At 62.4% G+C, this 19,080-nt stretch carries 20 protein-coding genes; 10 read left to right on the plus strand and 10 right to left on the minus strand.

All coding sequences use genetic code 11. From position 1 onward, the window contains the following. Positions 1-199 precede the first annotated feature (199 nt). The gene (locus EN861_RS22155; protein ID WP_210235191.1) at positions 200-1,333 is read right to left on the minus strand and encodes a PAN domain-containing protein; all 1,134 of its coding nucleotides are present in this window, start codon (positions 1,331-1,333) and stop codon (positions 200-202) included. 34 nt (positions 1,334-1,367) lie between these two features. Next, positions 1,368-2,957, minus strand: coding sequence for a hypothetical protein (locus EN861_RS22160; RefSeq protein ID WP_127869891.1), 1,590 nt, complete (start codon positions 2,955-2,957; stop codon positions 1,368-1,370). Positions 2,958-3,694: 737 nt separating this feature from the next. Here EN861_RS22160 and EN861_RS22165 point away from each other — a divergent pair. The 4 genes from EN861_RS22165 to EN861_RS22180 all read left to right on the plus strand — a co-directional run bounded on the left by EN861_RS22165 (position 3,695) and on the right by EN861_RS22180 (position 5,733). Next, a complete protein-coding gene (locus EN861_RS22165; RefSeq protein ID WP_189343702.1) occupies positions 3,695-4,267 on the plus strand; it encodes a rod-binding protein in 573 nt (190 codons plus the stop codon). Between the two features lie 13 nt (positions 4,268-4,280). Next, positions 4,281-4,706 carry a hypothetical protein gene (locus tag EN861_RS22170; protein ID WP_127275861.1) on the plus strand — a complete coding sequence of 142 codons (426 nt, stop codon included), beginning with the start codon at positions 4,281-4,283 and terminating at the stop codon, positions 4,704-4,706. A 29-nt stretch (positions 4,707-4,735) separates the two neighbouring features. Beyond that, on the plus strand, positions 4,736-5,257 hold the full coding sequence (locus tag EN861_RS22175; RefSeq protein WP_127275860.1) for a hypothetical protein: 522 nt from the start codon (positions 4,736-4,738) through the stop codon (positions 5,255-5,257). Positions 5,258-5,448: 191 nt separating this feature from the next. Beyond that, positions 5,449-5,733, plus strand: coding sequence for an SCP2 sterol-binding domain-containing protein (locus tag EN861_RS22180; protein WP_027144782.1), 285 nt, complete (start codon positions 5,449-5,451; stop codon positions 5,731-5,733). Between the two features lie 83 nt (positions 5,734-5,816). On the opposite strand, the gene EN861_RS22185 is transcribed toward EN861_RS22180, so the two are convergent. Continuing rightward, positions 5,817-6,392: an N-acetyltransferase gene (locus EN861_RS22185; RefSeq protein WP_127275859.1), complete on the minus strand. Its 576-nt coding sequence runs from the start codon at positions 6,390-6,392 to the stop codon at positions 5,817-5,819. 98 nt (positions 6,393-6,490) lie between these two features. Then, complete coding sequence (gene odc2, locus EN861_RS22190) at positions 6,491-7,624, minus strand: ornithine/lysine decarboxylase (protein WP_127275858.1); 1,134 nt, start codon at positions 7,622-7,624, stop codon at positions 6,491-6,493. A gap of 542 nt (positions 7,625-8,166) precedes the next feature. On the opposite strand from odc2, the gene EN861_RS22195 reads away from it, so the two are divergent. The 4 genes from EN861_RS22195 to EN861_RS22210 all read left to right on the plus strand — a co-directional run bounded on the left by EN861_RS22195 (position 8,167) and on the right by EN861_RS22210 (position 12,394). After that, positions 8,167-9,363: an amidase gene (locus tag EN861_RS22195; protein ID WP_127275857.1), complete on the plus strand. Its 1,197-nt coding sequence runs from the start codon at positions 8,167-8,169 to the stop codon at positions 9,361-9,363. 104 nt (positions 9,364-9,467) lie between these two features. Further along, positions 9,468-10,367: a LysR family transcriptional regulator gene (locus EN861_RS22200; RefSeq protein ID WP_127275856.1), complete on the plus strand. Its 900-nt coding sequence runs from the start codon at positions 9,468-9,470 to the stop codon at positions 10,365-10,367. Positions 10,368-10,547: 180 nt separating this feature from the next. Further along, the gene (locus tag EN861_RS22205) at positions 10,548-11,216 is read left to right on the plus strand and encodes a DUF1007 family protein (RefSeq protein ID WP_127275855.1); all 669 of its coding nucleotides are present in this window, start codon (positions 10,548-10,550) and stop codon (positions 11,214-11,216) included. Continuing rightward, entirely contained in the window at positions 11,213-12,394 is a 1,182-nt protein-coding gene (locus tag EN861_RS22210) for a nickel/cobalt transporter (protein WP_135865591.1), read from the plus strand. Before EN861_RS22205 ends, EN861_RS22210 begins: the two co-directional genes overlap by 4 nt. Before the next feature lie 35 nt (positions 12,395-12,429). On the opposite strand, the gene denD is transcribed toward EN861_RS22210, so the two are convergent. The 4 genes from denD to EN861_RS22230 form a co-directional block, all read right to left on the minus strand. Further along, on the minus strand, positions 12,430-13,407 hold the full coding sequence (gene denD, locus EN861_RS22215) for a D-erythronate dehydrogenase (protein WP_135865593.1): 978 nt from the start codon (positions 13,405-13,407) through the stop codon (positions 12,430-12,432). 12 nt (positions 13,408-13,419) lie between these two features. Further along, entirely contained in the window at positions 13,420-13,632 is a 213-nt protein-coding gene (locus tag EN861_RS22220) for a hypothetical protein (protein WP_127275866.1), read from the minus strand. Positions 13,633-13,721: 89 nt separating this feature from the next. Next, positions 13,722-14,696: a cation diffusion facilitator family transporter gene (locus tag EN861_RS22225; protein WP_127869898.1), complete on the minus strand. Its 975-nt coding sequence runs from the start codon at positions 14,694-14,696 to the stop codon at positions 13,722-13,724. 14 nt (positions 14,697-14,710) lie between these two features. Further along, positions 14,711-15,397, minus strand: a complete 687-nt coding sequence (locus EN861_RS22230) for a GNAT family protein (protein WP_135865595.1) — start codon at positions 15,395-15,397, stop codon at positions 14,711-14,713. A gap of 82 nt (positions 15,398-15,479) precedes the next feature. Between EN861_RS22230 and EN861_RS22235 the strand changes: the two genes are divergently transcribed. Both EN861_RS22235 and EN861_RS22240 read left to right on the plus strand, forming a co-directional pair. Then, positions 15,480-16,664: a pyridoxal phosphate-dependent aminotransferase gene (locus tag EN861_RS22235; protein ID WP_135865597.1), complete on the plus strand. Its 1,185-nt coding sequence runs from the start codon at positions 15,480-15,482 to the stop codon at positions 16,662-16,664. A gap of 151 nt (positions 16,665-16,815) precedes the next feature. Next, positions 16,816-17,190, plus strand: a complete 375-nt coding sequence (locus tag EN861_RS22240; protein ID WP_135865599.1) for a YciI family protein — start codon at positions 16,816-16,818, stop codon at positions 17,188-17,190. Positions 17,191-17,223: 33 nt separating this feature from the next. On the opposite strand, the gene EN861_RS22245 is transcribed toward EN861_RS22240, so the two are convergent. Next, a complete protein-coding gene (locus tag EN861_RS22245; protein WP_127275848.1) occupies positions 17,224-17,979 on the minus strand; it encodes an SDR family oxidoreductase in 756 nt (251 codons plus the stop codon). A 303-nt stretch (positions 17,980-18,282) separates the two neighbouring features. Next, the gene (locus EN861_RS22250; RefSeq protein ID WP_135865601.1) at positions 18,283-19,023 is read right to left on the minus strand and encodes a tellurite resistance TerB family protein; all 741 of its coding nucleotides are present in this window, start codon (positions 19,021-19,023) and stop codon (positions 18,283-18,285) included. Between the last annotated feature and the right edge of the window lie 57 nt (positions 19,024-19,080).

The following is a 19,080-nucleotide window of genomic DNA, read 5'->3' on the forward strand; positions in this document are numbered from 1 at the left end:
ATGCTGGCCTACTCCAAGTTGACTGATTGATGGCACGACGTGAATGACCGTTTGCGCCGATGTCAGTAGCAGAGGGCGACTCCGCGATCGACCATAAACAGACCTACGGCGTCCGGACGCATAAGTTGCACAGAAACGGCTGCTGGGAACCCTAATGCTACCGGAACCAGGAGGGAACTGGCTGGTAGCCAAAAGACTCTCAATTTGCAGCTGCTTTACTTCCCGAGGCCACCCCTTTGAACACGGACAACGAATCTACTTGATCAAGCATTGAGCACATCTTGTTAGGAGAATCGAAATCAAAGCCCATACACTTCACATCAGCAGCACATGCCAATACGCAGTCAGCATATGTGCTGGTGATGTTCGAGTATGAATTGCCTACTACGACAGTGTTTTTGTAGAAAACGAGACTAGAGTATTGAACTTTGTTCGCCACGGCCTGCTTGACGGCCACAGCAGCATCGGGAGCTCTCACTAAGACCGATGCGTCTCCTTTCATGAAACATGCGGAATGTTTCTTGTCATAGGTGATTGCCTGACACCGGTTGTCGCCCTCGCATTGGATTTGGCATTGCTCGAATGAGACATTCCAAACAGGCATGCTCGGGAGGTCGAAGCCCATTGCATCCCAGCCATCCTGAACAACGAGCTTCTGGGCTTCCTCGGCACGGCCAGGGGGCATATCATAGTCATTGCCGCTGAACGTCCTGTTGTCGAGCCACGCACATTTCGATGCGAGTTCCAGAGCCGATGCATCATTCAGGCCGATGGATGCAAGTGTAGCCAAGGGCGCCGCGGGCGCTTGGGGGCGATCAGTAGGGGAGGGTCGGTTTGCTAAGTCTACGTTTACATCGACGCCATTTACTATGCGACGTGTGTAGCACCATGCACGATCCCATGTCGGGTCGTTCTCGTCGCTAAAATGGTGGCCAGAAACCAATGACCAGTGCGAACCTCCCCAGTCTATTTCCCGCGTGAGGAACTTGTTGAAGTCTTCAGTCACGATGTCAGGTTTAGGAGCCGGCGGGGGCGAGGCAACCTCCGACCTAGGGGCTGGTTCAGGGATGGGAATCGTTGTCCGTTCCGTCTTGCCCTCCGAGACTGTCTCTTTGGGCGCAATGTTATCGGTTCCCTTATGATTCTGAATGGTATCTACGGTTGGTGAAAGTCTGAACTCACGCCCGAAAAATAACGCCGCTCCATAGCCGATGCCGACGGCGGCGACCGCTACTGCAGCCCCCGTCATCATCCTGCGGAAGGCATTTGCCCGTGCTATCTTGTCATAGGCAGCTGCCTCAGCCTGCAGAGTCGGGATAGCCGCCTGCTTCACGACTAAGTCAACGGCTCGCTCGAGAAGCTCCGTATTATGCCTGACCAGCACTGTTGCGACCACCTTTAGCGGCCACTTTGACGAGATCGACGACCTCTGGTGGCAAATCCTCGTTTAGCGCCTTTCGCAGGGCATCCGGATCGTCGGTGAGGATGGGTACATAGAGAATTTCCTTCACCACCTTTTCAACAGGAACCTCAACGCGTTTCTCGACCTCCCTGTCGACAGAAACTTCAAAGGGCACTTTGATCGTACGAACCCGGCGCCATCGCCACCGTAAGAGCAATCGTCGAACCAGACGCGACAGCGGGCTCTCAGTACGACTTTCGGCTTGTGCAGCGATACGCTGCAAACCAAGAGCCACCATGGCAGTGATTGGGCCGGCCAATCCTGCAATCACGGCGAGGGAGCCGAACCAGATTGCAGAGACTCTCCCCGCTTGAGGCTCACTCACTTCTTCCGGCTTTTCGCCGTACCAGCGGGCTGCGATTCGTCGAATCTGGTCTGTCCTGGCGAGCGGGATGCGCTTCTTCTCAAGTTCGCTCAACTGCTTTGCTATCTCGTCTCGCCGCGCTTGATTGGCAGCTAGGGTACTAGCTTTCGAAGCTTCCGCCGTCTGTGCCGCTGACAGTGTCTCCCTCGCCTGATCGAGCCGGCGCTCCCAATCTGCAGTTATTGCATCAAGCGTCTTCTCAAGGTCGCTTCGTCGGCTCTGGAGCACCTGTCTCTGGTCTGCCGTCATCTTTGGGCTTTCAAGCCTCAAACGGTCGAAATCGCTTCGAGTACCCGCGATCTCTTGATCGACAGCCGCGATTTGCGATTCATACTTTGCCTCGATCTTAGCGCGAGGATTGGCAAGTTTCCCAATCTCGTCCTCCCAGCGCTTTGCCGAAGCTGTGTCGCCAGTTTCTCGGGCGTCTCTAATCCGCTCCACGTAACTGTCTCGTTGCCTTTCAAACTCCTCTACTGCTTGCTGAACTCGACCATCTCGCTCGGCAACTAGGTCCACTCGTCTTTGCTCTTTCTCCCGGACCTGTTCTCGTGCTCTGGACGCTTCTGGCGTTAGAGCAGTCGTCGCTAGAAGTTCGGTGTCGACGTCTGCGATACGGCTTTGAATTTCCTTCCGAGCCTTATCGGCAAGCGCGCTGATCTCTTCCAGATCCGCTCTGGCTTTGGCGGCCTGATCTGCTTGCTTTGCGAACTCGTCTGCAGCGTCAAGCTTCGCATTCTCTCTGGTGAGCGAATCGATGCCGTCGGCGAGTTCTTCATATTGCAATTCGCGGAGCGTGCCAGCGCGCTCCAGCCCCAACAAAACTGTCTCAAAAGTGATGCCTGCTAGAAGTAGGAGAAACACCAAGATCACAGGCTTCCACAGCCAGGACACGCTATATAAAAGTGTGGCGATTGGAATCTTCGTTAGCTCAGCGATGGAAACGATAAAAAACGGGGCACTGGCGAGAATAAGGTCCATCGCCGTGGCAGATTGACTTGCTTCGAAAGCTTGAAAGCCCAAAACAAGGCCTGTGGCTAATCCAATAATCGACGCTATGATCTCTAATGCCCATGCGCCACGATATGTCCACTGGCCATAGCTGGCCAGCTTTTGGCTCATACTTGCGTGCATCAGGCGCCCCGTCTCCCCAATATCCCCAAGCCATATTGTCATCTTGAATGAGCAATTGCATCAAAAAACACCGTCGACGCGGCTAATATCCGTGAAATCGAGAAACACCGTTACTTTCCGAGATAGCTATCGGATGTGCAACCCGACAGCCGCAGGTGCAAGTACATGCCACGGGATCTGCCAAAGACAATCGAGTATACCCGTCCCGTGAAAATTCGGTTTGACATGCAATCGTTTAGCAAAGCGTTTCGCTTGCAACTCGGCCGCCATCCTGATCCAACCTGCCGTTTCATCAGCAGTCGCCGAGACCATTGGGCCTCGTCGCAGGAGCATTTGCGCCGAGGCTCACAGAATAGCCTTGTGACTGAACTTGATGGCCAATGATGCCGATGGCCTGGTTGGTGGTAGGCTGAGTACCCTCCGCGTGCTCGGCGTGCTAAACTGATGCGCGAAAGATGGCCATAAACAAAGCGCACTTCTGGCGGCCAAGCTTACCGATGTTCCGAACGCGGCCTAGCGGACACCGCAATGGCACCTTCTGGACAGATCGTTCTAGAAACTGGACCGCGTGCTTTCAGCCTAAAGGCGACACCAGAACGTCTGCTCGGGAAGCGCCACTCGTAGCGCGAAGCAAACAACCGAACCACACTCCAGCATCTCCTCACCCTCCGCAAGCCTGCCACAAGCTTGTTGAGGCATGGTCCTGGCTAAGGAAACCCGGCAAAAGGCGGACTTTCTTGGCGATTTCTCCACCCAGCGACATCGTGATGGATGTCGCCCGAGCTGCCGATCCGATGGATATCGAGGCTGCCCGCGCCGCGCTGACCAAGCGCGCCGGCGGCGTCGCCGGCACGTTTTCGGTCGACACCGCGGCTTCTGTCGATGCCGGCTCGATCCTGTCACGCGCGACGGCCGACAAGGCCGCCGCCACGGCCGATCCTGCCAAGAAGTTCAAGAAGTTCGAGGCGATGGTCTTGCAGACCTTCATCCAGAACATGCTGCCCAAGGACACCGAGGGCGTCTACGGCACGGGTCTCGCCGGCGACATGTGGAAATCGCAGCTCGCCGAGCGCGTCGCCGACGTCATGGCCGATCGCGGCGGCATCGGCATCGCCAAGTCGCTGCTCGCCGACCACTACATGGACGGCAAGCGCAAGGTGCCGATCGGCCCGGTCTCGAATGGACCGGAAAAGACCGAAATCGACACGCAAACCCGTCTGTCCACCTCGCTCGTCCAGGAATTGCAGCGCAAGGCCGCCAGGTCGATGACCGGCGACGAGACAACCATAAAAACAGACATCAAGATCTAGACTGGGAAACACCATGGCCGACTCTTCCGAATTCACCGCCAACCTGCCAGCACGAGCGACCGCGCCGGACACACCGGCCCCGTTCGCTCGGCCTGGAAACCTTGCCGCCATCATCGGCCGCATCGAGGAGGTGGTCGAGGAAGAGACCGCCGGCATCCGCAGCGATACAAGCTATGACCTCAAGGCGTCGAACGCCCGCAAGAGCCGTTATCTCTACGAGCTCACCCGCGCCATGAAGGGCGGTAGCGAGGCCGAATTCCTCGAGCAGCATCGCGAGGGCCTGACCCGGCTGCGCCAGAAGCTGGCGAAGAACGAGGCCGCCATCCTGGCCCATCTGAGCGCCGTCAACGAGGTCGCCGGCCTGCTGCGCAGCGCCATCCAGCGCGCCGAGACCGACGGCACCTACTCCGCCGGCGAATTCGGCAGGCCGAAAGGGTAGAGCGCGGCGATGCCGGGCCCGGGTTCAAAATGATCAAGGTCATCGCCATAGCGGTCTGGATCTGCGCCGCCACGCTCGGCGCGGTGTTCTATTCGTTCCAGGCCGCCGGCGAACGCGGCGTCGGCGAGAAACCCAAGCCGATGCTGGGTGGGCTGGACTACGTCAAGACCGACGTCATTTCGGTGCCGCTGATCCACAATTCAAAGATCGACGGCTACTTCCTGGCCAAGCTCGTCTATACCGTCGAGCCGGAGCAGATAAAGAAGCTGTCGATCCCGGCCGAGGCGCTGATTACAGACGAGGTCTACAGCTATCTCTACGCCCATCCCCAGATCGACTTCACCAAGAAGGCGACGGTCGACCTCGATGCCTTTCGCGCCGCCATCCGCGACACGATCAACACACGTGTCGGCGCAACCCTGGTGCATGAGGTCCTGATCGATCAGGTCAATTTCCTGAGCAAGGATGAGATCCGCGACAACTGGCTGCGCCGGCGGCAGGATGCCAGCACCCCCGCGACCGAGACGCCTAAGCCGGTCAGCGCGCATTGAGCCATCGGCCGTCGGGCCGGCGCCAGCGGTCCCGATAGCAGTCGGCGCCGGGGCCGATGCCCGCAATTTGCGTTGACGTAAACGTCAATCCAAAGCTATATGCGGCAGCGATTGTAATCGCCTCAGAGGCATGGGCTTCGGCCGGACCGAAATGCCCTGCGCGACAGAATGCAACCAGACAGGAGAACAGCGTGAGCGTTCAGGAGATTGCCGAGAAGATCAAGTCGCGCGTGGCCAGCAGCGGGTTCGATCGTTCCGTGAAATTCGACACCGGCAGCGACGGCGTCATCGTCATCGACGGCGCAACCGTCTCGACCACGGACGCCCCTGCCGACTGCACCATCAAGCTCTCGCTCGACGATCTGGATTCGCTGATCGCGGGAGACCTGAATCCGACCATGGCCTTCATGACCGGCAAGATAAAGGTCGAAGGCGACATGACCGTCGCCATGGCGCTGAGCCAGTTGATCGGCTGAACGGACGTAGCCGCCAGAGGCGGCTTTGAGATGACAAAACGCCGCCTTTTCAGGCGGCGTTTTGTTTTGAAGGGCAGTCGCGCTTAAGCCTCGCGCGCCAGGATCGGCGCCTGTGCCTTAAGCTTGCGGCCGGACGCCTTCAGCGTGCCCTCGGCGCCATCAAGCCCGCCCTCCACCAGTTCCAGCGCCAGCAGGCGGTGCCGCTCGTAAGGTCCCGGCATGGCGAGCGCGCCCGTCCTGGCGGCCGAAAAGCCGAAGCGGCCATAGTAGGGCTCGTCGCCGACCAGCAGGATCGCCGCATGGCCGAGGCGCGCGGCTTCCGCGATGGCATGCCGCATCAGCGCCGAACCGATGCCGGCACTCTTGAGCGAGGGGTCGACGGCGAGCGGGCCAAGCAGCAGCGCCGACGAACCGCCCTCGCCCAAGGTGACATCCCATAGCCGCACCGTGCCGGCCACGCCGCCCGAGGCATCGCGCGCGACGAAGGCAAGACCCTCCGAGGGCCGACGGCCACGCCGCAGCTTTTCCGACGATTTGGTCTTGCGCTTCGGCCCCATGGCGCGATCGAGCAAGGCTTCGCGCGCCGCCACGTCGGCAACGGTTTCGGCGACCACGGCGAAGGCCGGCGCATGAGCTACGATTTCAACTGACATTTCCATTTCCGCGATCCCTTCACGAGCGGAGATCTGTTCCACAGGCGAGCCCAAGCGGGCGACGGGCGCCCACCTGGGATGATCTGATCGGTTCTTTCGAACCGTCAGATCACGTAGGATCGGAGAGGCTCGAAGCCGTTGAAGGCGACCGCCGAATAGGTGGTCGTGTAGGCGCCGGTGCCTTCGATCAGCACCTCGTCGCCGATGGTCAGCGACAAAGGCAGCGGATACGGCGTCTTCTCGTACATCACGTCGGCCGAATCGCAGGTCGGGCCGGCGAGCACGCAAGGCGCGGTCTCGGTGCCGTCATGCGCGGTGACGATCGGGTAGCGGATCGCCTCGTCCATCGTCTCGGCTAGGCCGCCGAACTTGCCAATGTCGAGGAACACCCAGCGTACATTGTCGTTGTCGGCCTTCTTCGAGATCAGCACGACTTCCGACTTGATGACGCCGGCATTGCCGACCATGCCGCGGCCCGGCTCGATGATCGTCTCGGGAATGGCGTTGCCGAAATGCTTGCGCAGCGCCGAGAAGATCGCCTGGCCATAGGCCTGCGCCGCCGGCACGTCACGCAAATAGCGGGTCGGGAAGCCGCCGCCCATATTGACCATCTTGAGCACGATGCCTTCCTCGGCGAGCGTCGCGAACACCTTCTTGGCGTCGGCCAGCGCACGGTCCCATGCGGTCAGGTCGGTCTGCTGCGAGCCGACATGGAACGACACGCCATAGGCGTCGAGGCCGAGGCCCTTGGCATGGCGCAGCACATCGACGGCCATGGCCGGCACGCAGCCGAACTTGCGCGACAGCGGCCATTCGGCGCCTTCGCCATCGGTCAAAACGCGGCAGAAGACGCGTGCGCCGGGAGCGACGCGGGCGATCTTCTCGACCTCCTCGACGCAATCGACCGCGAACAGCTTGATGCCGAGCTGGTAGGCGCGTGCGATGTCACGCTCCTTCTTGATGGTGTTGCCGAAGGAGATGCGGTCCGCCGGCGCACCGGCGTCCATCGCCATCTCGACTTCGGCAACGGAAGCGGTGTCGAAGGACGAGCCCATCGCAGCAAGCAGGCGCAGGATTTCCGGCGCCGGGTTTGCTTTCACCGCATAGTAGATCTTGGAATCGGGCAGCGCCTTCTCGAAGGCGCGGAAATTGTCGCGCACGACATCGAGGTCGACGACGAGGCAGGGGCCGGACGGACGTCGGGTGGCGAGGAAGTCGAGAATGCGCTGGGTGGCCATCGGGTTTCTCCATCGCGCCTTTCGGCGCGCACAAGGGTGCGGGCGCGGGCTGTCGGCCTCGCGAACACGCGGTCAAACAAAGGCGGGACGGAAAATCCATGGAACCAGCCGGTGGAGACCCCGGAACCATGAAACGCCGTCTCGCGGCGATGAACCTTGGCCTTGCCCGGCTTCGGTTCGCTTTGTCTGCCTTGGCTTGGATTGGGAGAACCCCGTTCCGCACTGCCGGCAATGAAGGTGTGCCTCTTCAGTAACCCCGGTCTTTGGACAACCGGCAGAGAACCAGAAAGGCCCGCACCGTCGTTGCTTCAAGGTGTCCTCGGTCTGGCGGTTGGCCGCTAAACCGACTGGAGGGGTTGGCTCCAGTTACCTTACCGATTTCCCTCACCATTCGAGGATCGGCGGACACCCACAGGCACGTGCGACTTTGGGCAAGCGCGATATAAGAGCGAAGTATTTCACAATCAATAAAAATCGTATCCCAGGTTGTAAAATTTCTGGCATCGAACAATGTTGGCGCAACCGTATCCGGATATCGAACGATGACAGGCACACACGGCCCCTTCAACGCCTTTCTCGATCTCCGCCAGATGCCGGTGGCGCATGCCGAGCTTGGGCCGCTGGCCGGGCTGCGGCTGGCGGTCAAGGACATTTACGACGTCGCCGGCTACCGCACCGGTTGCGGCAATTTGCAGAAATTCGCCGGAGGCCACGCCGCTTCGCGCACGGCAGGCGCCGTGCAGATGATTCTCGACGCGGGCGCGCGTTTCGTCGGCAAGACCCAGACCGACGAACTCGCCTTCGCTCTGTTCGGCCAGAACGCGCATTTTCCGTTTCCGGTGAACCCGGCGGCTCTCGACCGCGTCACCGGCGGTTCGTCTTCGGGGTCGGCCGCGGCGGTGGCGGGCAGGCTGGCCGACATCGCAACGGGGTCCGACACAGGTGGTTCGATCCGCGCGCCGGCGAGTTTCTGCGGGCTGATTGGCCTCCGCACCACGCATGGCCGCATTTCCCTCGACGGCACCATGCAGTTGGCGCCGAGTTTCGACACGTTCGGCTGGTTCGCCGACGACATCGAAACCTACGAGACCGTCGGCAAGCTGCTGCTTGGCCGCGATCCGCATCAACATTCCCTGGATCGGCCGCTGACGCTCGGCTGGCTGGACGAAATGATCGCCCGGCCGGCGCTCGCCGAATTTGCAGGAATGAAGGCGCTGGCGAGCGCGGTGTTCGGTACGCCGGCGACGCCGATGTCGCGCTTCAGCTCTTCTCCGGATGAACTCTACTGGTGCTTTCGCCGGCTGCAGGCCAGGGAGGCCTGGACGGTGCATGGCGAATGGATCACCAGCGGCGAGCGCGACCTTGGGCCTGGGGTCGAGGAGCGGTTCGGCTTCGGCCGTGCCGTGGACGACCGGACGGCACAGGCCGAAAAAGTGCGCCGGCTGACCTTTCGCGGTGAATTGAGCGCCCTGCTCGGCAAGGACGGTTTTCTTATTCTGCCGACGGTGCCGGGTCCGGCGCCTTATGTCGACAGCACACCCGAGCAGTTCCAGGCCTATCGCGAGCGCGCCTTGCACCTTCTGTGCCTGGCCGGGCTCTCCGGCTTTCCCCAAATCACCTTGCCGATCGGCTCGGTTGCCGGCGCACCGTTTGGACTTTCGCTGCTTGGCCCTTCCGGCAGCGACATTGCCCTGATACGGCTCGGCCGAAAACTTCTAATGCATGTCGCGCAAAAGTGACCTCGGTTTTGCGACGACGACATGCATCAAACAACACTCAAAGCGCGTCGCGTGAATTCGTTTCGACGCGACGCGCTTTGGACGCAGCACAAAGGGCCTGAATAATGGACACACTGACCCGCATGCGCGCCTTCATCGACGTCGTCGAGGCCGAGGGCTTTTCGGCGGCGGCGCGCAAGATCGGCCGCTCCAAGGCGCTGCTGTCGAAATATGTGCGCGAGCTGGAGGACGAACTCGGCGCGCTGCTCTTGAACCGCACGACGCGCCAGTTCTCGATGACGGAGGCCGGCCACACCTACTACCGTCGCGCCTCCGAGATCGTGCGCGAAGTCGACAGCCTGGCCGACGCCGTGCGCGAGTCCTCCGGCGATGTGCGCGGCCGCATCAAGCTGTCGGCGCCACGCACCTTCGCCGACGCGCCGATCGGCCAGTCGCTGATCGACTTTGCCAAGCAGTATCCCGACATCGTGCTCGACATCCAGCTCGACGACCGCTTCGTCGATCTCGTCGAGGAAGGCTTCGACCTCGCGGTGCGCATCTCGCGGCTGGAGAATTCGTCGCTGATCGCAAGGCGCCTGGCGCCGTTCTCGATCAAGCTCTGCGGTTCTCCCGAACTGATCGCCAAGCATGGCATGCCGACACGGCCGCAGGATCTCAGCCACATGCCCTGCATCGTCGACACCAATGGCCGCGGACTGAACAACTGGCCGTTCAAGGGCGACAATGGCGACCCGGTGAGCATTGCCGTGTCGGGCCCGATCGAGGTCAACAGCCCGATGGCGGCGCGCGCCGCGGCCCTGTCGGGTCTTGGATTTTGCATCCTGCCGGATTTCATCGCCGCGCCTGACCTCAAGAGCGGCCAATTGGTGGCGGTGCTCGACGACCGCATCCTATCGGGCGGCGGCATCTTCGCCGTCTACCCGCATCGCCGCTATCTGCCGGCGAAGGTGCGCGTTTTCGTCGACTTCCTGGTGCAGTGGTTCAGGACGCGTGAGAGCGCCTGACCTGCCTCAGGCCTCGAGGCGCGTCGCGCCGCGAAGCGCTTTGAGTTCTCGTTGCGTGCGTGCCGTTGTCCCTGAACCGCCGCGCACTTTTGGGTGACATGCGCCGACAGTCCCAATTTCGCCCCCTTTCTGGTAACCTTCGGCAACTCTTTCCGAAAGCCAAGGGAATCGCGACCGCGAATGTATTTGAAACGGCACGCAATCACGCTGGCTTCGGCCTTGGCGGCGACTTTCGCCGCGACGGGACCGGCCGAGGTGCATCCGCACGTCTTCGCCGAGGCACGCCTCGACGTGATCCTGGCCCCGGATCACCAAAGTGTGAAAGCGCTGCGCCATCTCTGGCGCTTCGACGATCTGTTTTCGAGTACGGTGATGATGGAGTTCGACAAGAACTCCGACCTGAAGCTTGACGACAAGGAGCTGAAGGAGGTCGCCGACACGGTCCACGCCTCGCTGGCCGAGTTCAATTACTTCCAGCTCGTCACGCAGGACGGCAAGGACGTGGCGATGACGCCGCCGCCCCACCTGATGGCCAATTTCGACAACGACCAGTTGATCATCCTGTTCGAGTCCGAGCCGAAGGCGCCGATCAAGCTGACCGGCAAGATCGACATCGGCGTCTATGATCCGACGTTCTACACCGCGATCGACTTCACCGAGGATTCCAACATCACGGTCGAGGGCCTGCCCTCGAACTGTGCCAGCAAGGTGGTCCGTCCTGATCCGGACGAAGCGATCAAGGAAAACCAGAAGACCCTGACGGATGCCTTCTTCAACGATCCGACAGGCACCGACATGAGCAAGATCTTCGCCACCAAGCTCGAACTGACCTGTCAGCCAGAAGGATGAACCCGGTGACGAAACCGTCCCTGCGTTTGGCATTCGGCCTGTTGGCCATCGCTTTTGCCACGATGCATTTCGCCAATGCCGCGCACGCCCAGAGTTCGCTCGGCATCGGCGTCAATGATGGCATGGCGCCCAGCACCGGTCCGTTCGCCCACATCCTGATGTGGATCAACCTCAGGCAGCAGGAATTCTATCGCGCGCTGGCGACGGCCATGAAGGCGATGCGCCAGGACAATAGCAAGCTCTGGGTGCTCATCGGCCTGTCCTTCGCCTATGGCATTTTCCACGCCGCCGGCCCCGGTCACGGCAAGGCGGTGATCTCCTCCTACATGGTGGCCAACGAAGTGGCGCTGAAGCGCGGCATCCTGTTGTCCTTCGTCTCGGCGCTGCTGCAGGGCCTGACGGCGATCCTGGTGATGCTGCTTGCCTATTTCGTCCTGCGCGGCACCACGATCTCGATGACCGATGCGGCCTGGTTCATGGAGATCATGAGCTTTGCCCTAGTCACCCTCTTCGGCGCCTGGCTTCTGTGGCGCAAGCTCGGCCCCGCCGTCCTGCACCTGTTTGGCAAGGGGCCGGCCTACAGCCTGTCGGCGGCCCATGCCGGCCATTCGCATGGGGCTCATTCCCATGGCCACTCGCATGCAGGCCATTCGCAGGCCGCCGGCCATTCGCATGCCGCTCATTCGCACGCGCTGCACGCGTATGACGATCACGACCATGTGCATGACCATTCACACGATCATCACGACCATGGCGCGCACGATCACGCGCATCATGACCATGCGATCGGCGAGGTCTGCGAAACTTGCGGCCATTCGCACGCGCCCGATCCGGCAATGCTGTCCGGTGACCGCTTCGACTGGCGCACCGCCTGGTCGGCGGTAGCGGCGGTCGGCATCCGCCCCTGCTCCGGTGCGTTGATCGTACTCAGCTTCGCGCTGCTGAACGGGCTCTGGCTCGGCGGCCTGCTGTCGGTGCTGGCGATGTCGATTGGAACCGCCATCACCGTCTCGGCGCTGGCGACGATGGCCGTGACCGCCAAGAACTGGGCGGTCTATTTCGCCGGCGACGGCCGCATGGGCAACCGCATCCACTCGATCGTCGAGATCGGCGGCGCGGCCTTCGTGTTCCTGTTTGGACTGCTGCTGCTGTCGGCGAGCCTGACAGGCGGCGTCTAGGCCTCCACCACGATCGAACGGGTGGCTGCGGACCTCTAACCAGGTACCTTGCCGCCCAGCTCATCCTCGATATGGGCGCGGATGATCTCGTCAAAGCTGGTTTCAGCGGCAAAGCCGAGCTCCCGAGAGCGTCGCGCCTCGAAGCGGGTCGGCCAGCCCTTGACGATCGCCCAGATCGTCTCGTCTGGCACCTCGCGGATCAGGCTCACCGCCTTGGCGCCGGCAACGCGCTGCAGCGCCTCGATCTGCTCGCCGACAGTGACGACGACGCCCGGCATCGTCAGATTGCGGCGCGGCCCGACGGCGCTGCCGTCGATCTCGGCCGCGTGGATCAGGAAATTCACCGCCGAGCGCGGGCTGGCATGGGTGTGCACGACCGAGCGCGGCACCGGCAGGATCGCCTCATGGCCGCTCAGCGGTTCGCGGATGATGCCGGAGAAGAAGCCGGAGGCCGCCTTGTTGGGCTTGCCGGGCCGCACGCAGATCGTCGGCAGCCGGATGCCGATGCCGTCGAAGAAGCCGCGCCTGGAATAGTCGGCCAGCAGTGCCTCGCTCATCTGCTTCTGAGTGCCGTAGGAGGTCAGCGGCGTCGGATGGAATTCATCGGGTATGACATCCGGGAACGGCGCGCCGAACACCGCGATCGACGAGGTGAAGACGACGCGCGGCGCGAATCCGCCCAGGCGGATGGCGTCGAACAGCGCGCGCGTGCCGTCGAGGTTGACGCGGTAGCCGAGGTCGAAATTCGCTTCCGCCTCACCCGACACGACGCCGGCGAGATGAAAGACGACATCGGGACGTGATGCGACCAGGCTCTCGGCGGCGCCTGCTTCGGCAAGGTCACCCGTGTGCAGTGCCACGCTGACGCCGTCCATGGCCGGCGCCTGCGGTGGCACGATGTCGTGCAGATCGAGCGCGGTGATCTTCTTGCCCCGCAGCGTGCCGTCCTTGGCCAGCCGGGCGATGAGCTTGCGGCCGACCATGCCCGCGGCGCCAGTGATCAGAATGCGCATGTCCGATATCCCTTACTTGTCCCGATTTTTGCGCTGGGTGCGCGCGCGCAGCCAGAACACCAAGAAAAACGCCAGCACGAAGACGGTGCCGAAGATACCCGCCAGCACGGTCGAAAAACTGCCGAGTGCCAACATCATGGTCGGCAGGTAGAAGGCGGCAATGCCGAACACAAGCATGATCCAGACCGCCGCGATGGCCGCATTGCGCGTGTCACGGTCCATCATGCCGCACCGGAGCGGGGGGCGTTGATCGGGCTGAGTTTCAAAGCTGGAGAACTCCTGAGGCAGGTCCGATCGAAGGTCATCGATCGGACCTAGTGATAGTGACCGTGATGCGCAGCCGCATCGTGCCCATGCTGATGCTCATGATCGTGGTCGTCACCATCGTCGGCGCACTGGCCGAATTCCGGTTCCACGGTGGCATGGCTGATGCCGTGTTCGCTGGCAAGCCGCTTCTTGATGGCGCTGACGGCCTGATGCGCATCGACGCCCTCGTTGAGGCACGCATGCAGCGTCGCCATGCTGCTTGTCCCGTCGATCGACCAGATATGCATATGGTGCACTTCGCGCACACCCTGGACCGTTGCCTGGATGTCCCCGGCGATCAGGTCGCGGTCGAGGCGCGGCGGTACGCCTTCGAGCAGGACGTGGGCGGCGGCACGCATCAGCGACCAGGCGGTGGACAGGATCAGCAACGAGACCAGCACGGACAAGATCGGGTCGATCGGCGTCCAGCCGGTCGCCAGGATGACCAGTGCCGCCACGATCGCGGCTGCCGAGCCGAGCAGATCGCCAAGCACATGCAGGATGGCGCCGCGCATGTTGAGGTTGTCTCGATCGCCGCCATGCAGCACCAGGAAGGAGCCTATGTTGACCAACAGGCCAAGGATCGCCACCACCAGCATCGGTCCACCCAGCACCGGCGCCGGTGTCTGCAGGCGATCCCAAGCCTCGTAGACGATCCACAGCGCGATGACGAAGATGGCGATGCCGTTGGTGTAGGCCACCAGCGTCTTGACCCGGCCGAAACCGTAGGTGAGCTGGCCGGTCGCCGGGCGGCTTGCCAGATGAAAGGCATACCAGGCCAGGCCGAGCGCGATGGCGTCGGCGAGCATGTGGCCGGCATCGGCCAGCAGCGCCAGTGACCCCGTAAACAGACCGCCGAGCGCCTCGGCGACCATGAAGCCGGCGGTAAGGCAGGCCGCGATCAGGACGCGCTTCTTGTCGGTCGAGCCATGCACATGGCCGGCGCCGTGATCCTGCCCGCCGTGATCGTGGGTATGCGACAAATGGCAAACTCCCGTTAGGCGCCGAATTCCGCGCGAAAATCCTCGAGCCGCCTCTTCTGCTGGCCGTCGCCATCGAAATTGGCCGGATCGAGCCAAGCTTCATAAGCCTTGCGCAGAGCCGGCCATTCCTTGTCGATGACCGAATACCACGCGGTGTCGCGGTTTTCACCCTTGACGATGAGATGCTGGCGGAAAATGCCCTCGAACTTGAAGCCGAACCGTTCCGCCGCGCGCTTCGACGGCTCGTTGCGGTTGTTGCACTTCCATTCGTAACGGCGATAGCCGAGTTCGTCGAAGATGTATTTCATGAACAGGAACTGGGCTTCCGTCGCCGCCGGCTTGCGCGAGATGAGCGGTCCCCAATAGATATTGCCGATCTCGATGACGCCATAGGTCGGATCGATGCGCATCAGCGTCTGGCGTCCCGCGATCTTGCCGCTGGCCTTGTCGATGACGGCGAAGAACAGCGGATCCTCGCTCGCCTCCACCTTATCCAGCCATGGCTGGAAGGCAGCGCGGGTTTCCGGCGGATAGTCGGGCAACCAGGCAAAGCGGCCACCGACGTCGGATACGGACGAGGCTTCGTAGAGACCGTCGCCGTGCTTCGCGGCGTTCAGCGGCTCGAGCCTGACGGTCCGTCCCTCCAGCACCTTGCGCTCGGGCCGAAGACGTGGCTGCCAGTTTTCAAGATTTTCCGTCACCAGAATCTCCAATCCGTTGACTTTTGCGAGCGGACGCTCACAAAAACGCTGCCGCAGTGTAAGAACCACAGGGACGGGAAAAATGCTCCACACGATTTCGGCCTTCGACCGTCTCGGCGAGGAAAATGCATTCGCGGTGCTGGCGCGAGCAACGGCACTTGCCCAACAGGGCCGCGACATCGTCAACCTCGGCATCGGCCAGCCAGATTTCAAGACGCCGCAGCACATCGTCGAGGCGGCGATCAAGGCACTGCGTGACGGTCACCATGGCTACACGCCGGCCAACGGCCTCTTGGCAACGCGCGAGGCGGTGGTGCGCCGCACGCTGACCACCACCGGCGTCGAGGTCTCGCCCGAGGCGGTGATGATCATGCCCGGCGGCAAGCCGACCATGTTCGCCGCCATCCTGATGTTTGGCGAACCGGGCGCCGAGATCCTCTATCCCGACCCCGGCTTTCCCATCTACCGCTCGATGATCGAATTCACCGGTGCGACCCCCATTCCCGTGCCGATGCGCGAGGAGAACGGCTTCGCCTTCTCGGCGCAAGAGACGCTGGCGCTGATCACCTCGAAGACCAGGCTGTTGATCCTCAACTCGCCGGCCAATCCGACCGGTGGCGTCACGCCCCGGGCCGAGATCGAAAAACTGGTAAAGGGGCTGGAGAAGCACCCCGGTGTCGCGATCCTCTCCGACGAGATCTACGACGTCATGACCTATGACGGCGAGACGCATTGTTCGTTGCTCGGCTTTCCCGAGATCCGCGACAGGCTGATCGTGCTCAACGGCTGGTCGAAGACCTGGGCGATGACCGGCTGGCGCATGGGCTGGTCGATCTGGCCGAACGGCGACAAGGGCGCCCATCTCTACGACAAGGTGCGCAAGCTGGCGGTCAACTGCTGGTCCTGCGTCAACGCGCCGAGCCAGTTCGCCGGCATCGCGGCCATTGACGGTCCGCAGGACGATGTCGACAAGATGATTCGCGCCTTCGACAACCGCCGGAAGATCGTGGTCGAAGGCCTGAATGCCTTGCCAAACATCTCCTGCATCACGCCCAAGGGCGCCTTCTATGCCTTCCCCAACGTCTCGAAGACCGGCTGGAAGGCCAAGAAGCTCGCCTCGGCCCTGCTCGACGAGGCCGGTGTGGCGCTGATCGGCGGCCCCGATTTCGGCATTCTGGGCGAAGGCTATATCAGGCTGTCCTACGCCAACTCCGAGGAGAACATCCTGCGCGCGCTGGAGCGGATCGGGGCGTTCCTCGCCAAGTGAGCTTCAAAGCGGCCCGCTGCCCTTCCGGATTATTTGCGGCTGGCCGCCATGGCGGTGTCATGAGCCGTCGGGAGACGCGTGGTCAAGGCTGGGCGCAAATGCCGAGAACAGCTACGGTTTTGGGATCAAGATCCAACCGAGGTGCCCCTCAATGTTCTATGCAATCCTTGCCTATCACGTGGAAGATGCGATCAAGGCGCTGACGCCGCAAGAGGATGCGGCACTGATGGCTGAGTTGCTGAAGATCAACACCCGGCTTCGTGACGAGGGCATCCTTGGACCGTCCGCGCGTTTGGGGGCGACACGGGATGCCTGCACCTTGCGCGGCCCGGGCGACGGCGTGATCATCGACGGCCCTTTCGCCGAGACCAAGGAACAGTTGCTCGGCCTCTATGTCGTCGACTGCGCCACGAGGGACGCGGCCATCGCGATCGCCCGTGACCTTCGCAGTGTCAATCCCACCGCCGTCTACGAGATCAGGCCGATTCTACTCTTCAAGCCCGGCGTGCCGTTGGCGGGCAAATGAGCCGGCGGCGAAAGCCATGCCGGTGCCCGTCGTTCACCCACGCCCAACGAATGGCATCTTGGTCGCCATGACGGTCATGAACAGCACGTTGGCGTCGAGCGGCAGGCTGGCCATGTGCACCACCGCATCGGCGACGCGCTGGACATCCATCACCGCTTCGGCTGATATCGAGCCATTGGCCTGCGGCACGCCGACGGTCATCGGCTGTGCCATGTCGGTCAGCGCATTGCCGATGTCGATCTGGCCGCAGGCGATGTCATAGGGGCGGCCATCCAACGCCAGCGTCTTGGTCAACCCCGTAATCGCATGCTTGGTCGCCGTATAGGGCACGGAGCCCGGACGGGGCGCATAGGCCGATACCGAGCCGTTGTTGATGATGCGGCCGCCCATCGGCTTCTGCTTGCGCATGGCGCCGAAGGCGGCGCGCGCGCACAGGAACGAACCGGTGAGATTGACGCCGACAATATCGTTCCACACCTCGACCGGGATCTCGTCGATCGGTGTCGACTTGTATCCCATGCCGGCATTGTTGAAGAGCAGGTCGACACGGCCGAAAGCTTCCACCACCGTCTCGAACAGATCGTCGACCTCACCGGCCTTGCTGATGTCGCAGGCAACCGCCAATGCCTTGGCCTCGGTCGGGCCGATCTCGGCGATCGCGGCATCCAGCACCGGCTTGCGGCGCCCGCAGAACACCGTGTTCCAGCCAGCCTTGAGCAATGCCGTGGCGACGCTCTTGCCGATCCCGGTGCCAGCGCCGGTGACGATGGCGGTTTTTTGCTCGGTCATGGCAGATGTCCTCCGGCAGCGCCGCGCGTGCCTGTCTGATTGTCAGTGTTTTGGCTCAAGACAGGAAGGCATCGCAAATGAGGGCGGCGATGGCAAGCGCGGCCACCGGGCGACGCGCTCGAAAGGTACGACCTGTTTTTCGGAGAAATCCCGGCAAGGGCCGACAAAAAGGGCGGTCATTGGCGACCGCCCTGATCTGAACCGGGCTTGGGAGGAGGAAAGCCGATCCGACTGTGTAAAATCATGCGCTTCCTGAGTTAACGAAAAGTTAACGCCGGAAAGGCCCCGCCTGGCCGTTTTGGCCTACCAGCGCGGGTTGGGCGAGGTCCCAGCCTTTGCCGCCGGCACCTTGGCCGCCGAAACCGTCACCTCGACATGGTCGACCAGCGCGTCCGGCAGGCCAAGCCGGCCGGCGAGCAGGTCGAGATAACCGCGCTCGGCGCGCGTGTCGGGATCGATGGTGAGGCGCGACGCGGTATAGAGCTCGAGCTTCTGCGCGTCGGTGTGGGCGCCCGCCACCAGCGCGTCGAGGTCGAGCGGGCGCTCCAGCTCCGCCATCAGGAATTTTCCCGCATCGGTGCCGATGCCGGCGAGGCTGAGCTTGCCGGCGATCTTCTGGCGCTCCTCGTCGTCGACATGGCCGTCGGCCTTGGCCGCCGAGATCATCGCCCGCACCAGGGTCAGCGTGAACTCATCCTCGCCTTGCGGCGCCTGCGACGGGTGGAAGGCGGTATCCTTGGGTGGCGGCAGCAATTCCGGCTCGCCGGCGGCGGGCGCCTGCTCCGGTGCGTTGCCGGCCTTGTAGTTCTGATAGGCCTTGTAGGCGAGGCCACCGATGGCGGCCAGGCCGCCGAGCTTCACCGCGGCACCCGTCACCTGCCGGCCGGCACCCGTTCCAAGCAGCACGGCGGCCAGCGCACCGGCGGCCAGCGGATTGTCCTTGGCCATCTGCACGGCTTGCCCGGCCTTGTCGCGGACGGTGCCGCTGGTGCCGGGAACCTGCGAGCCGAGCAGATCGTCGAGAAGCTTCTTGGGATCGAACATCAATGCCTCCAGGATTTCCCCGGCCGAACGGGCGGGTTTCGAACGCCGAAGACGTAG

Source organism: Mesorhizobium sp. M8A.F.Ca.ET.218.01.1.1, from assembly GCF_004791165.1.
Lineage (GTDB): Bacteria > Pseudomonadota > Alphaproteobacteria > Rhizobiales > Rhizobiaceae > Mesorhizobium.